Source organism: Lapidilactobacillus salsurivasis (assembly GCF_054785215.1).
In genome coordinates this window covers 23,082-35,424 of record NZ_BAAABI010000008.1, presented here as the reverse complement: position 1 = coordinate 35,424, position 12,343 = coordinate 23,082, and the positions used below count along the sequence as shown (strand labels likewise).

Annotated in this window: 25 protein-coding genes; 1 reads left to right on the top strand and 24 read right to left on the bottom strand. The window is 45.1% G+C overall.

Features of this window, described 5'->3' with window-relative positions:
• The first annotated feature begins 197 nt into the window (after positions 1-197).
• Positions 198-893 (top strand): YczE/YyaS/YitT family protein, encoded by a 696-nt coding sequence (locus ACYVSB_RS09825; protein ID WP_125600193.1) that lies wholly within the window; start codon positions 198-200, stop codon positions 891-893.
• A 305-nt stretch (positions 894-1,198) separates the two neighbouring features.
• Here the strand turns inward: ACYVSB_RS09825 and rplQ are convergent, their stop codons facing one another.
• The 24 genes from rplQ to rpsS form a co-directional block, all read right to left on the bottom strand.
• On the bottom strand, positions 1,199-1,579 hold the full coding sequence (gene rplQ, locus ACYVSB_RS09820; RefSeq protein ID WP_125600190.1) for a 50S ribosomal protein L17: 381 nt from the start codon (positions 1,577-1,579) through the stop codon (positions 1,199-1,201).
• A gap of 24 nt (positions 1,580-1,603) precedes the next feature.
• Positions 1,604-2,542 carry a DNA-directed RNA polymerase subunit alpha gene (locus ACYVSB_RS09815; protein ID WP_125600187.1) on the bottom strand — a complete coding sequence of 313 codons (939 nt, stop codon included), beginning with the start codon at positions 2,540-2,542 and terminating at the stop codon, positions 1,604-1,606.
• Between the two features lie 70 nt (positions 2,543-2,612).
• Complete coding sequence (gene rpsK, locus ACYVSB_RS09810) at positions 2,613-3,002, bottom strand: 30S ribosomal protein S11 (protein ID WP_125600184.1); 390 nt, start codon at positions 3,000-3,002, stop codon at positions 2,613-2,615.
• A 21-nt stretch (positions 3,003-3,023) separates the two neighbouring features.
• The gene (gene rpsM, locus ACYVSB_RS09805; RefSeq protein WP_125600182.1) at positions 3,024-3,389 is read right to left on the bottom strand and encodes a 30S ribosomal protein S13; all 366 of its coding nucleotides are present in this window, start codon (positions 3,387-3,389) and stop codon (positions 3,024-3,026) included.
• 15 nt (positions 3,390-3,404) lie between these two features.
• Positions 3,405-3,521 carry a 50S ribosomal protein L36 gene (rpmJ, locus tag ACYVSB_RS09800; RefSeq protein ID WP_125600179.1) on the bottom strand — a complete coding sequence of 39 codons (117 nt, stop codon included), beginning with the start codon at positions 3,519-3,521 and terminating at the stop codon, positions 3,405-3,407.
• Positions 3,522-3,554: 33 nt separating this feature from the next.
• Positions 3,555-3,773 carry a translation initiation factor IF-1 gene (gene infA / locus ACYVSB_RS09795; protein WP_125600176.1) on the bottom strand — a complete coding sequence of 73 codons (219 nt, stop codon included), beginning with the start codon at positions 3,771-3,773 and terminating at the stop codon, positions 3,555-3,557.
• Between the two features lie 147 nt (positions 3,774-3,920).
• Positions 3,921-4,574, bottom strand: coding sequence for an adenylate kinase (locus ACYVSB_RS09790; RefSeq protein WP_125600173.1), 654 nt, complete (start codon positions 4,572-4,574; stop codon positions 3,921-3,923).
• Between the two features lie 15 nt (positions 4,575-4,589).
• Positions 4,590-5,894 carry a preprotein translocase subunit SecY gene (secY, locus tag ACYVSB_RS09785; protein WP_461219246.1) on the bottom strand — a complete coding sequence of 435 codons (1,305 nt, stop codon included), beginning with the start codon at positions 5,892-5,894 and terminating at the stop codon, positions 4,590-4,592.
• Positions 5,894-6,334, bottom strand: coding sequence for a 50S ribosomal protein L15 (rplO, locus tag ACYVSB_RS09780; RefSeq protein ID WP_461219245.1), 441 nt, complete (start codon positions 6,332-6,334; stop codon positions 5,894-5,896). Before rplO ends, secY begins: the two co-directional genes overlap by 1 nt.
• A 33-nt stretch (positions 6,335-6,367) precedes the next feature.
• Entirely contained in the window at positions 6,368-6,553 is a 186-nt protein-coding gene (gene rpmD, locus ACYVSB_RS09775; RefSeq protein ID WP_125600165.1) for a 50S ribosomal protein L30, read from the bottom strand.
• A gap of 13 nt (positions 6,554-6,566) precedes the next feature.
• The gene (gene rpsE / locus ACYVSB_RS09770) at positions 6,567-7,067 is read right to left on the bottom strand and encodes a 30S ribosomal protein S5 (protein ID WP_125600162.1); all 501 of its coding nucleotides are present in this window, start codon (positions 7,065-7,067) and stop codon (positions 6,567-6,569) included.
• Positions 7,068-7,087: 20 nt separating this feature from the next.
• Positions 7,088-7,456 carry a 50S ribosomal protein L18 gene (gene rplR, locus ACYVSB_RS09765; protein WP_309297201.1) on the bottom strand — a complete coding sequence of 123 codons (369 nt, stop codon included), beginning with the start codon at positions 7,454-7,456 and terminating at the stop codon, positions 7,088-7,090.
• 19 nt (positions 7,457-7,475) lie between these two features.
• Positions 7,476-8,006, bottom strand: a complete 531-nt coding sequence (gene rplF, locus ACYVSB_RS09760; RefSeq protein ID WP_125600156.1) for a 50S ribosomal protein L6 — start codon at positions 8,004-8,006, stop codon at positions 7,476-7,478.
• A 29-nt stretch (positions 8,007-8,035) separates the two neighbouring features.
• Positions 8,036-8,434: a 30S ribosomal protein S8 gene (gene rpsH, locus ACYVSB_RS09755; RefSeq protein ID WP_125600153.1), complete on the bottom strand. Its 399-nt coding sequence runs from the start codon at positions 8,432-8,434 to the stop codon at positions 8,036-8,038.
• A gap of 35 nt (positions 8,435-8,469) precedes the next feature.
• The gene (locus tag ACYVSB_RS09750) at positions 8,470-8,655 is read right to left on the bottom strand and encodes a type Z 30S ribosomal protein S14 (RefSeq protein WP_125600150.1); all 186 of its coding nucleotides are present in this window, start codon (positions 8,653-8,655) and stop codon (positions 8,470-8,472) included.
• A gap of 14 nt (positions 8,656-8,669) precedes the next feature.
• A complete protein-coding gene (rplE, locus tag ACYVSB_RS09745; protein WP_125600147.1) occupies positions 8,670-9,212 on the bottom strand; it encodes a 50S ribosomal protein L5 in 543 nt (180 codons plus the stop codon).
• A gap of 23 nt (positions 9,213-9,235) precedes the next feature.
• On the bottom strand, positions 9,236-9,547 hold the full coding sequence (gene rplX / locus ACYVSB_RS09740; RefSeq protein ID WP_125600144.1) for a 50S ribosomal protein L24: 312 nt from the start codon (positions 9,545-9,547) through the stop codon (positions 9,236-9,238).
• Positions 9,548-9,588: 41 nt separating this feature from the next.
• On the bottom strand, positions 9,589-9,957 hold the full coding sequence (rplN, locus tag ACYVSB_RS09735) for a 50S ribosomal protein L14 (protein ID WP_125600141.1): 369 nt from the start codon (positions 9,955-9,957) through the stop codon (positions 9,589-9,591).
• 34 nt (positions 9,958-9,991) lie between these two features.
• Positions 9,992-10,261 (bottom strand): 30S ribosomal protein S17, encoded by a 270-nt coding sequence (gene rpsQ, locus ACYVSB_RS09730; protein WP_125600137.1) that lies wholly within the window; start codon positions 10,259-10,261, stop codon positions 9,992-9,994.
• A gap of 20 nt (positions 10,262-10,281) precedes the next feature.
• Positions 10,282-10,476: a 50S ribosomal protein L29 gene (rpmC, locus tag ACYVSB_RS09725; RefSeq protein ID WP_125600134.1), complete on the bottom strand. Its 195-nt coding sequence runs from the start codon at positions 10,474-10,476 to the stop codon at positions 10,282-10,284.
• A complete protein-coding gene (gene rplP / locus ACYVSB_RS09720; protein WP_125600131.1) occupies positions 10,466-10,900 on the bottom strand; it encodes a 50S ribosomal protein L16 in 435 nt (144 codons plus the stop codon). The genes rpmC and rplP overlap by 11 nt, the downstream gene beginning before the upstream one ends.
• 3 nt (positions 10,901-10,903) lie before the next feature.
• The gene (gene rpsC / locus ACYVSB_RS09715) at positions 10,904-11,647 is read right to left on the bottom strand and encodes a 30S ribosomal protein S3 (protein WP_125600128.1); all 744 of its coding nucleotides are present in this window, start codon (positions 11,645-11,647) and stop codon (positions 10,904-10,906) included.
• 11 nt (positions 11,648-11,658) lie between these two features.
• Positions 11,659-12,018, bottom strand: coding sequence for a 50S ribosomal protein L22 (gene rplV / locus ACYVSB_RS09710; protein WP_125600125.1), 360 nt, complete (start codon positions 12,016-12,018; stop codon positions 11,659-11,661).
• A gap of 18 nt (positions 12,019-12,036) precedes the next feature.
• Positions 12,037-12,318, bottom strand: a complete 282-nt coding sequence (rpsS, locus tag ACYVSB_RS09705; RefSeq protein WP_125600122.1) for a 30S ribosomal protein S19 — start codon at positions 12,316-12,318, stop codon at positions 12,037-12,039.
• Positions 12,319-12,343 lie beyond the last annotated feature (25 nt).

Sequence of the window (12,343 nt, the reverse complement as noted above, 5' to 3'; positions counted from 1 at the left end):
TTTGATGCCGCAGTCGACTCCCGAACTGGCCCACTTAGCCTGAGTAACGTTTTCCCCTGCCGAACTGCCAGGCTAATTTCCACGGGGTCCTTGTATTTTCCCTGATGGGCCTATACAATTGAAACCGGATTCTTTATAATGGTTTCAAGTTGGTTAATCAAACTGACCAACCTATCTTATTAGCAAAGGAAGTCATCATGATCAAAACGATTCTTGCAACGCTTGCGCCGAAGGGAGCCAAGAATTATCTTTGGCGCTCACTGATGTCCTTCATTGGCGTGACCATTCAAGCCATTGGAGCCACCTTGCTCCTGATCGCTAATTTGGGCATGGACCCTTACTCAGCAATCAATGTGGGGCTGTCCAAGTTCCTAAACATCAGCTTAGGCAACTACCAACTGGCGATCAACTTTATCATCTTGATTTTTGTTTTCTTCATGGAGCGAAAATTGATCGGCACCGGAACGATTTTTAATATGGTCCTGATCGGCTATTATATCCAGCTCTTCAACTGGTTGTACGGTTTGGTCTTACCATTGCCCACCACGATCGGCAGCCAAATCCTCGTCGCCGTGATTGGGTTGTTGATTTTCACCTTTGGCGTGGCCGTTTATATTACGGCGGACACTGGGGTCGCTCCATATGACGCGTTAACCCCGATCCTGGTCACTTTGACCCATGGTAAGTATAAAGTCATTCGCATCGCCCAGGATTCCTTGTTTACCCTGGGAGCCTACTTTGCTGGCGGCCCAGTTGGCGTCGTGACAATCATCGTTGCCTTCTTTACCGGTCCCCTGATCGTATTTTGGGACCAGCGCTTGCAAGGTCTGATCAACTGGATTGATTTAAAGTCGGCCTTACCGGCACCAAGCCGCAATCCCGACCAAGTTTAGCACCACTGAAAATTTGTTGGCACGGGAATCACTTCCACGCCGTGAGCGCGACAAAAATTCTAGACCCAACAAAATAAGCGATCCGCCCTGAACAATTCAAGGCGATCGCTTATTTTTGCATGTCGGTGAACCAGCCATCGCCGATTCACCAACTGTATGTACAATAATCATTCATAAGCGGGACGCGTATTGCTACACGCCTAAGCTAGACTTGGTGGGTTCCCATCATCGTAACGCTCGCACTCACACTTATGAAATGAAAATTGGCCGAAATTAATCGTGCTTAATTTGAAATCGTGGGTCGATTACACTAACTCAATGATAACCATTGGCGCGCCATCACCACGACGTTGTGTCGTTTTGAGGATGCGGGTGTAACCACCGTTACGATCGGCGTAGCGTGGTGCAATGTCGCTGAAAAGCTTTTGCAAAGCAGATTGTACAACAACCTCTTCGCCGTCTTCATGAACAGAAGCGATTTCGTTGCGAACAAATGCGGCAGCTTGACGGCGTGCGTGCAAATCGCCACGTTTGCCTAAAGTGATCATCTTTTCAACAGAACGACGGATTTCCTTAGCGCGGGTCTCCGTAGTTTCAATGCGTTCATTGATCAACAGATCAGTCGTTAAATCACGTAACATTGCTTTCCGTTGTGAAGATGTTCGGCCTAATTTGCGGTAACTCATAGTCTAACCTCCCTTTAGTGTTAATTAATCGTCTGAGCGTAATGATAGACCAAGATCGATCAACTTAGCTTTAACCTCTTCCAAGGACTTGCGGCCAAGATTGCGAACCTTCATCATATCTGCTTCAGTTTTATTGGTCAATTCTTGGACTGTGTTGATCCCGGCCCGTTTCAAGCAGTTATAAGAGCGAACTGACAAGTCGAGTTCCTCGATCGTCATTTCAAGTTTCTTTTCTTTCTGCGTTTCTTCTTTCTCCACCATGATATCCGTGTTCTTGGCTTCATCAGACAAGTCCACGAAAATATTCAAGTGATCAGAAAGGATCTTAGCAGCTAGGCTAATTGCTTCACGGGGTGAGATCGAACCGTTTGTCCAAACATCCAATGTCAATTTATCAAAGTCATTACGCTTACCAACACGGGTGCTTTCGACCTGATAGTTCACTCGTTCGATCGGTGTGAAAATCGAGTCGATTGCAATGACGCCGATGGGCATATCGCTGCTCTTGTTCTGATCAGCAGGAATATAACCACGACCGTTTTTGATCGTCATTTGCATGTGTAAATGACCACCCTCAGCGATTTGGCAAATATACTGTTCAGGATTCAAAACATCGATGTCATCATCGGTCTTGATATCTGCGGCAGTTACTGTCGCTGGGCCATCTACGTCGATTTCAACAACTTTAACATCTTCAGAGTGATTCTTTAATGCCAACTTCTTAATATTCAGAATAATCTGGGTGACATCTTCCATGACCCCATCGATGGTCGAAAACTCATGGAGTACACCATCAATTTGAATACTTGAGACAGCAGAGCCAGGTAAAGACGACAATAAAATCCGTCTTAATGAGTTGCCAAGCGTCGTTCCGTAACCACGTTCAAGCGGTTCAATCACAAACTTACCGTAGTTGGTACTTTCATCAACTTTTGTAATGTTTGGCTTTTCAAATTCGATCATTCAATCTTTACCCCTTTCGAAACGTGTGTGTCTAAGTGAACGCGTCGATACATCTTAAAAACCAGCGACACTAAACACGACGACGCTTTGGAGGACGGGAACCGTTATGCGGTACCGGAGTAACATCGCGGATAGCACTGATTTCCAAACCAGTTGCTTGCAATGAACGGATCGCAGCTTCACGACCTGAACCAGGGCCTTTGACTGCAACTTCAACAGCCTTCATGCCATGCTCCATTGCTTCTTTAGCAGCGGATTCAGCAGCCATCTGTGCAGCAAACGGGGTTGATTTCCGGCTACCCTTAAAGCCAAGAGCACCAGCTGATGACCAAGAAATTGCGTTACCTTGGGGATCAGTGATCATAACTAATGTATTGTTAAAAGTGGAGTGGATATGAGCAACGCCACTTTCAATATTCTTTCTGACGCGGCGTTTCCGACTTCCTTTACGAACTGCCATGTGTTTACCTCCTTATCCTAATTATTTCTTCTTACCGGCGATTGAGATCTTTGGACCTTTCCGAGTCCGCGCGTTGTTCTTGGTATTTTGACCACGCGTTGGTAAACCACGGCGGTGACGAATGCCACGGTATGAACCGATATCTTGCAAACGTTTGATATCACGAGTTACTTCACGGCGAAGATCACCTTCAACTCGAACTTTATCAACTTCTGCACGGATCTTGTCTTCTTGATCTGGTGTTAAGTCTTTAGAACGAACGTCTTCAGACACGCCAGCGTCTTTACAAATCTTTTGAGCAGTCGTATTGCCGATCCCATAAATATAGGTTAAAGCAATGACGATGCGCTTTTCACGAGGTAAGTCAACACCTGCGATACGAGCCATCTATTACACCTCCTATTAGCCTTGACGTTGTTTATGCTTTGGGTTTGCTGAGCAAATGACCATGACACGGCCCTTGCGCTTAATAATCTTGCAATGTTCACACATTGGTTTTACTGATGGTCTAACTTTCATTTCTAATTTAAGCCTCCCGAAAATACGATATCTTTAACGATACCGATAAGTAATACGGCCTTTGGTGAGATCGTATGGTGATAATTCGACGGTAACTTTATCGCCAGGAAGTATACGAATGTAATGCATCCTGATCTTACCAGAAACATGCGCCAACACGGTATGACCGTTCTCTAATTCGACTTTAAACATCGCATTGGGAAGGGTGTCGACAATCGTTCCTTCGATTTCGATTACGTCATCTTTTGCCAAAAAAATTTTCCTCCTAATTGGTTAACACGTGGATACATAAAAACAGTGAGAGCAACCGCACTCACTTGACATAACACCGCCCTAGTTTATCACAAAGGAGTTGTTCTGCCAAGCCTTCAGCTTTACTTTATACCACTGAACCAAGAGTTAATTTAATTTCGACAAAATTGCTTCAATTTCATCAAAAACCTGATCGATATCTTGTTCACCATTGACGGTATAAAGTAAGTTTTTACCGCGGTAAAAATCAAGTAACGGTGTATTCATTTTGATATTAACGGCTAAACGGTTTTTGACCGTCTCGGGCTTATCATCTTCACGTTGATAAAAGTCATGGCCACCGCAGCGGTCGCAAGTCCCAGCAACCTTAGGCGGATTATACAACTTGTGATAAGTCGCGCCACAGGTCCGGCAAATGAACCGACCGGATAAACGATCAACCAAGACTTTCGGGTCAACATCAATGTTGATCACAGCGTCAACCGGCTTCGCCAATTCAGCTGCGATCCGATCTAAGGCTTCAGCCTGCTCGATCGTCCGTGGGAAACCATCTAACATGTAACCCACGTTGGTATCGGGTTGCTGTAACCGTTCTTTGACGATCGCGTTGGTAACTTCATCAGGAACCAAATCACCATTGTCAATGAACTTCTTGGCTTCTAACCCAACCGCCGTCTTTGCTGCCATTGCTTCACGGAACATATCCCCAGTGGAGATATGCGCCAAATGATATTGGTCAACGATGCGTTCTGCTTGTGTGCCTTTACCAGCACCAGGCAGCCCCATTAAAATCAAATTCAATTTTCCAGCCTCCAGTTACCGAATAAATCCAACATATTGACGTTTCATCATCAAGCCATCTAATTGACGGGAAGTTTCCAGTGCGACCCCAACAACGATCAACAAACTAGTTCCGCCCAACCCAATGGATTGTGGCAAGCCCCAGATGTTCGTCGCTAATTGTGGTAACAACGCGATCAGACCCAAGAAAATCGAGCCGACTGTGGATAAACGCATCAATAAGCCTGAGAAGTACTTCTCTGTTTCCTTACCTGGCCAAACACTAGGAATATAGGCGCCTTGCTTTTGCAAGTTTTCCGCCAGCTTCTCCGGGTTGACCTGGACAAAGGCATAGAAGAACGTGAATAAGACGATCAAAACGGTATAAATCAACGCGCCGACAGTTGTCTGCATGCTGAAAATGTTGCTGAGTACTTGATACCAGCCTTCATCCCCATGATTCGCTTGGAAAATCATCAAGATCGTCGAAGGAGTAATGATGAAGGAACTGGCGAAAATAACAGGAATCACGCCTGAAACGTTAACTTTCAATGGCAAGTAGCTTTCACTACCGCCGCCAGTCGCACGACGCGTGTATTGAATCGGAACCTTACGATTAGCTTGTTGGACATAAGTCACCCAGAAAACGATGAACAGAATAACAACAAGTAACAAGACCAGAATACCAATGCCTTTCCACAATTCAGCGGCACTCGCATCAATATTATTGATAATGTTCTCTTCAATCAATGAATAGATTCCTTGAGGTAACCGAGCAATGATCCCCGCGAAAATAATCATGGAGACGCCATTACCGATCCCTTTATCCGTGATCTGTTCACCTAACCAAGTCAGTAACATTGTCCCACCGGTTAGAATGATGCCCAGAATGACGAATGTTTGCGGTGTCGAATCCTTGATCAAGCCGTAATTGCTTAAGTAGTTAAAGCCGGCGGTGATTCCGATCGACTGAACGAAGGCCAAGACAATCGTCAGGTAGCGCGTCGCTTGATTCAGCTTACGCCGCCCAACTTCACCTTGTTTGCTCCATTCCACAAACTTCGGAACAATATCCATTTGCAACAATTGAATGACGATTTGCGCGGTAATGAATGGTGAGACACCCATCGAAAATAGTGAGTAGTTAGACAACCCACCACCACTAACGGTATCAAACAATGGAATCAAACCGCCAGCACTTATTTTCGACAGCGCAGATGCATCAACCCCAGGTACAGTGATCTGAGAGCCAAGACGATAGATCAACAAAATGAACAGCGTGAAGAAAATCTTCTTACGGATTTCCTTGACTTTGAATGCATTCCGCAATGTCGTTAGCATTAGAGCACCTCGATCGAACCACCAGCAGCTTCAACAGCTTCTTTAGCAGCAGCTGAGCACTTAGCAACTTTAACTGAAAGTTTCTTAGTCAATTCGCCAGTCGCTAACAACTTAACGCCGGCAAGTTCTTTCTTGATCACGCCGGATTGGATCAATAATTCAGTCGTAACTTCTGTCCCTTCATCAAAACCTTCCAAGTCATTCAGGTTGATGATGGCATATTCTTTACGGTTGATGTTCTTGAAGCCACGTTTTGGCATTCTACGGAACAATGGCATTTGGCCACCTTCGAAACCGATCCGTGTCTTACCGCCTGAACGCGCCAATTGACCTTTTTGGCCACGTCCGGAAGTCTTACCTTGACCTGACGAAGTACCACGGCCAACACGTTTACGATTGCGACGGGAACCTTCACTAGCTTTTAATTCATGCAATTCCATGAAGTCTAGCACCTCCTTGTTTGAAAATTATGATTAGTCTTGAACTTCTTCGATCTCAACTAAATGAGAGATCTTAAAGATAGCACCGCGGATTGCAGCGTTATCAGGTTTGATCACAGAACTGCTGATCCGACCTAAGCCTAACTCTTTAACGATTTTGCGTTGAGCAGGTAGGCGATGTGCAGCGCTGTGGACGAGCGTGATTTTAATCTTAGCCATCAACAAAGCCCTCCTAGTTTTGTAAGTCTTGAACAGAAACACCACGAAGACTAGCAACTTGCTCAGCAGTTTGTAGTTGTTTCAAGCCATCCATCGTTGCGCGGATCACGTTGATTGGTGTGTTTGTACCCAATGTCTTCGAAGTGACATCAAGAACGCCACCAAGTTCCATCAAAGCACGAACGGCACCACCAGCAGAAACCCCAGAACCTTCAACAGCAGGCTTCAACAAAACGCGACCTGAACCGAAATGACCAATTACTTCGTGAGGAATCGTTGTTCCAACGATTGGAACTTCGACCAAGTTCTTCTTAGCATCTTCACCGGCCTTGCGGATTGCTTCTGGAACTTCTTGAGCTTTACCAGTACCAAAGCCAACGTGTCCAGCCTTGTCGCCAACGATCACGATTGCGGCAAAGCGCAAACGACGACCACCTTTGACAACTTTAGTGACACGGTTGATCGCAACAACGCGATCTTCTAATTCTAGGTGAGTTGGATCAATAAAAGTCATATGTGTGGTTTTCTCCTTCCTTAGAATTGCAGTCCATTTTCACGGGCTGCTTCAGCTAATGCTTGAACACGGCCATGATAGAGATAACCACCACGGTCAAAGACAACGGCCTTAATGCCCTTATCTTCGGCACGTTTTGCGATCAACTCGCCAACTTGTTGCGCTTGTTCAACTTTGGTTCCTGTTGCAGTCAATTCTTTATCTTGAGTTGAGGCACTTGCAAGCGTCACACCCGCTACGTCATCAATTAATTGAGCGTAGATGTTTTTGTTAGAACGGAAAATGTTCAAGCGTGGGCGCTCTGCAGTACCAGAGATTTTGCCACGGACACGCGTGTGGCGTTTTTGCCGTGTCTTATTTTTGTCTGGTTTCGAAATCACAATGTTCACCTCATAAATTTTTTAAAAACTACTTACCAGTCTTACCTTCCTTACGACGAACATATTCATCAACATAACGAATACCTTTGCCTTTGTAAGGTTCTGGTGGCCGGATCGCGCGGATCTCAGCTGCCAACTGGCCAACTTGTTGCTTGCTGATACCACTGATATTGATTTCCGTGTTTGACGGAACTTCAATTGTGATACCCTCTGGTGCTTCAAATTCAACTGTATGAGACAAACCAACGCTTAAGCTTAAGGTCTTACCCTTTAACTGTGCACGATAGCCGACCCCGACCAATTGCATTTTCTTGACATAGCCTTCGGTGACCCCGATGACCATGTTGTTGAAGTTAGCACGTGTCGTCCCATGAAGTGCTTTATAGTTATCATTAGGACGGTTGAAAGAAACGATGTTGCCGTCTTCTTTCAAAGTGATTGCTGGATCAAATGTCCGAGTTAATTCGCCTTTAGGGCCCTTAACTGTGACTTGATCGCCGTTTTTTGTAACCGTAACGCCTGCAGGCAATTCGACTACTTTATAGCCAATACGACTCATTTAATGAAACACCTCCTAACTTTTGAGAATTACCAAACGTAAGCTAAAACTTCGCCGCCGACGTTCTTGGCACGGGCTTCTTTATCGGTGATAACGCCCTCTGATGTTGAAATGATTGCGATGCCTAAGCCATTAAGAACCTTAGGAACATCGTCAGCCTTCACGTAACTACGCAAGCCTGGTTTAGAGATACGCTTCAAACCAGAAATGACACGTTGGTGATTTTGACCGTATTTAAGGGTGATTTTGATCATCCCTTGTTTGCCGTCTTCGACCACTTCATAATCGCGGATGAAACCTTCGCGCTTCAGAATCTCAGACATGTCTTTCTTAATTTTCGAGGCAGGAACTTCTAAAGATTCGTGACGTACCATGTTGGCGTTACGAATACGTGTTAGATAGTCTGCAATTGGATCAGTCATGACCATTGATTAATTTACCTCCCTTTCCTGTCGTTTTAGGATTACCAGCTTGCTTTTTTCATGCCAGGGATTTGACCTTCATGAGCTAATTCGCGAAGGCAAACACGGCAAAGCTTAAATTTGCGATATACAGAATGTGGACGTCCGCAACGTTCGCAACGTGTGTATTCCTGTGTTGAGAACTTAGCAGGACGGTGATTCTTGACTACTAATGACTTCTTAGCCAAATGTGTGACCTCCTTTATTTAGCAAATGGCATACCAACTTGGGTCAACAATTCGCGTGCTTCTTCGTCAGTATTTGCGGTAGTGACGATGACGATGTCTAACCCACGGACCCGCGCAACTTTATCGAATTCGATTTCCGGGAAAATCAATTGTTCCTTGACACCCAATGTGTAGTTACCGCGTCCATCAAATGAACGAGTGCTAACACCATGGAAGTCACGGACACGAGGTAAAGAAACGTTGATCAATTTATCTAAGAAATCATACATCCGTTCGCCCCGCAACGTAACTTTTGCCCCAATGGACATTCCTTCACGTAAACGGAAGCCGGCGATTGATTTCTTAGCTTTGGTGATCAGTGGTTTTTGACCAGAGATCAAAGTTAATTCTTCAACAGCGTTATCTAGGTTTTTAGAGTTGGTTACTGCATCACCAACACCCATGTTCAGAACGATTTTCTCGATCTTTGGTACTTGCATGACAGAGCTGTAGTTAAATTTCTCAACCATTGCTGGTGTGATTTCTTTAACGTAGCGTTCTTTTAAGCGATTTGACATTAAGTTGTATCCTCCCTTCTCGTTTACTTGTCGATTTGATTGCCGGATTTCTTAGAGATCCGAACCTTCTTACCATCAACGACTTGATAGCCAACCCGAGTTGGTTCTTTCGTTGAAGGGTCGATCAGCATCACGTTAGAAACATCGATCGCAGCTGCGATTTCTTTAACGCCACCTTGAGGATCTGTGTTAGATGGTTTCGCATGCTTCTTGACAATGTTGACGCCTTCGACAATCACGCGGTTTTGCTTAGTGAGGACTTTAAGGACGTTGCCTTCTTTGCCTTTGTCTTTACCGCTAATAACTTTAACTTTATCACCAGTTTTTACGTGCATCGTTTGATGTGCACCTCCTCATGAACAATTCTCAATTACGACTATAATACTTCCGGTGCTAACGAGATAATCTTCATAAAGTCGTTATCACGAAGTTCACGAGCGACCGGTCCGAAGATACGAGTACCACGAGGGCTCTTATCTGGGTTAATGATCACAGCGGCATTTTCGTCGAAACGAATGTACGAACCATCTGGGCGGCGTGCGCCTGAACGGGTACGAACGATAACTGCCTTGACCACGTCACCTTTTTTGACAACGCCACCTGGTGTTGCCTGTTTGACTGTAGCAACGATGACATCACCGATGTTAGCCGTCTTGCGGTTTGAACCACCAAGAACTTTGATCGTCAAGATTTCACGAGCACCTGAATTATCAGCAACTTTAAGCCGAGTTTCTTGTTGAATCACTATAATTTCCTCCTCTCGTCATTCTTGACGCGCTTTAGATAATAACTGCCTTCTCAACAACTTCTAATAAACGGAAGCGCTTTGAACGAGACAACGGACGAGTTTCCATGATCCGAACAATGTCGCCAACTTTTGCTTCGTTGTTTTCGTCATGTACATAAAATTTCTTCGAATACTTAACACGTTTCCCATAAGTTGGGTGGGTATGATAAGTTTCAACCACGACGGTGATTGTCTTTTCCATTTTATCGGAAACAACGCGACCCTGGTAAACCTTACGATTATTACGATTTTCTTCGCTCAAGTTTTAAATCTCCCTTCCGATTATTTCTCAAGTTCTTGCTGACGAAGAACTGTCTTGATCCGTGCGATATTCTTCCGCACTTGGCTCAAGCGAGCGGTGTTTTCCAATTGACCAGTGGCCTGTTGGAAGCGCAAGTTGAACAATTCTTCTTTATATTGCTTTTCTTTATCAAGCATTTCAGCAGTGGTTAACCCTTTAATTTCACTAGCCTTCATTAGCTTCGCCACCTACTTCCTCGCGCTTAACAAACTTAGTCTTGATCGGCAACTTATGTGATGCCAAACGAAGTGCTTCACGCGCAACTTCTTCTGGAACGCCGCCGATCTCGAACAAGATCTTCTCGCGCTTAACGGGTGCTACCCAACCTGCTGGTGCACCTTTCCCAGAACCCATCCGGACACCAACGCCTTTAGCGGTGTATGATTTATGTGGGAAAATACGGATCCAAACACGGCCGCCACGTTTCATGTAACGGGTCATCGCAATACGAGCAGCTTCGATCTGGCGGTTGGTAATCCAATGTGATTCCACAGCACGCAAGCCATATTCGCCAAAGTTAAGCTCTTTGCCGCCTTTAGCGGCACCGCGCATCTTACCACGGAACTCGCGGCGATGTTTAACACGCTTAGGTACTAACATTGATTATTTTCCTCCTTTCGCAGCTCTCTTATCACCGCGTTGGTCACGACGACCACGACGGTTATTGTTGTTGCGTTTCTTATTGTCATTGCCTGTATCGGCATCACGGACAACTTTTTGTCCTGGTAAGATTTCGCCACGGTAGATCCAGGTTTTAACACCTAATTGACCATAAGTTGTAGTTGCTTCTTGCCATGAATAATCGATATCAGCGCGTAACGTATGCAAAGGCACGGTGCCTTCTGTATGCCATTCGACCCGTGACATATCTGCCCCGTTCAAACGACCAGAGATCTGAGTCTTGATACCTTTAGCGCCAGCACGGATCGTCCGTTGAGTTGCTTGACGTTGTGCCCGACGGAAAGCCACACGTGCTTCCAATTGAGCAGCGATTGATTCGGCAACTAACTTTGCATCCAAATCTGGTTGCTTGATTTCAACAATGTTGATGTGGACTTGTTTGCCAGTCAATGCGTTCAAAGCTTTGCGTAAGTTTTCAACTTCCGCGCCACCTTTACCAATGACCATACCTGGTTTAGCAGTATGAATCGAAACATTCACACGCTTAGCAGAACGTTCGATTTCCACTTGGGAAACCGAGGCATCAGCAAGATTTTTTTCAATGTATTTACGGATGTGCAAGTCTTCGTGCAAGTAAGCAGCGTATTCTTTATCAGCATACCATTTTGCATCCCAGTCACGAATGACGCCAACACGGAATCCAATCGGATTTACTTTTTGACCCACGTTTTTCCCTCCTATTCTTCTCGTTCTTTGACAACCACAGTGATGTGGCTTGTCCGTTTATTGATTGGTGATGCTGAACCTTTCGCCCGTGGACGGAAACGCTTCAAGGTTGGACCCTCGTTAACGTAAGCTTCACTGACGTACAGGTTCTGTGCATCTAAATCATAATTATGTTCAGCGTTCGCAATAGCTGATTTTAAAACTTTAGCAACAACTGGTGAAGCACCACGTTGTGTAAATTGTAAAATCGCTAATGCCTCAGCAGCACCTTTGCCACGAATTAAATCGACTACAAGGCGAGCTTTACGAGGCGCGATACGAACAGTTTTTGCTTCTGCCCGTGCTGATGTGATTTGATCTTGATCTGCCATCGACTAAATCTCTCCTTCCTAGCGTGCCGCCGTTTTCTTATCATTGCCGCCATGACCGCGGAATGTTCTTGTTGGTACGAATTCGCCTAACTTATGGCCAACCATATCTTCTTGGACGAAGACTGGGACATGCTTTCTACCATCATAAACTGCAATCGTGTACCCAACAAAACTAGGGAAAATCGTAGAACGACGTGACCAAGTTTTAATGACTTGTTTCTTCTCACTATCTGCTTGAGCGGCGATCTTCTTCAGAAGATGCTCGTCAGCAAAAGGTCCTTTTTTCAAGCTGCGACCCATTATGTTACCTCCTTCGATCGTGTTT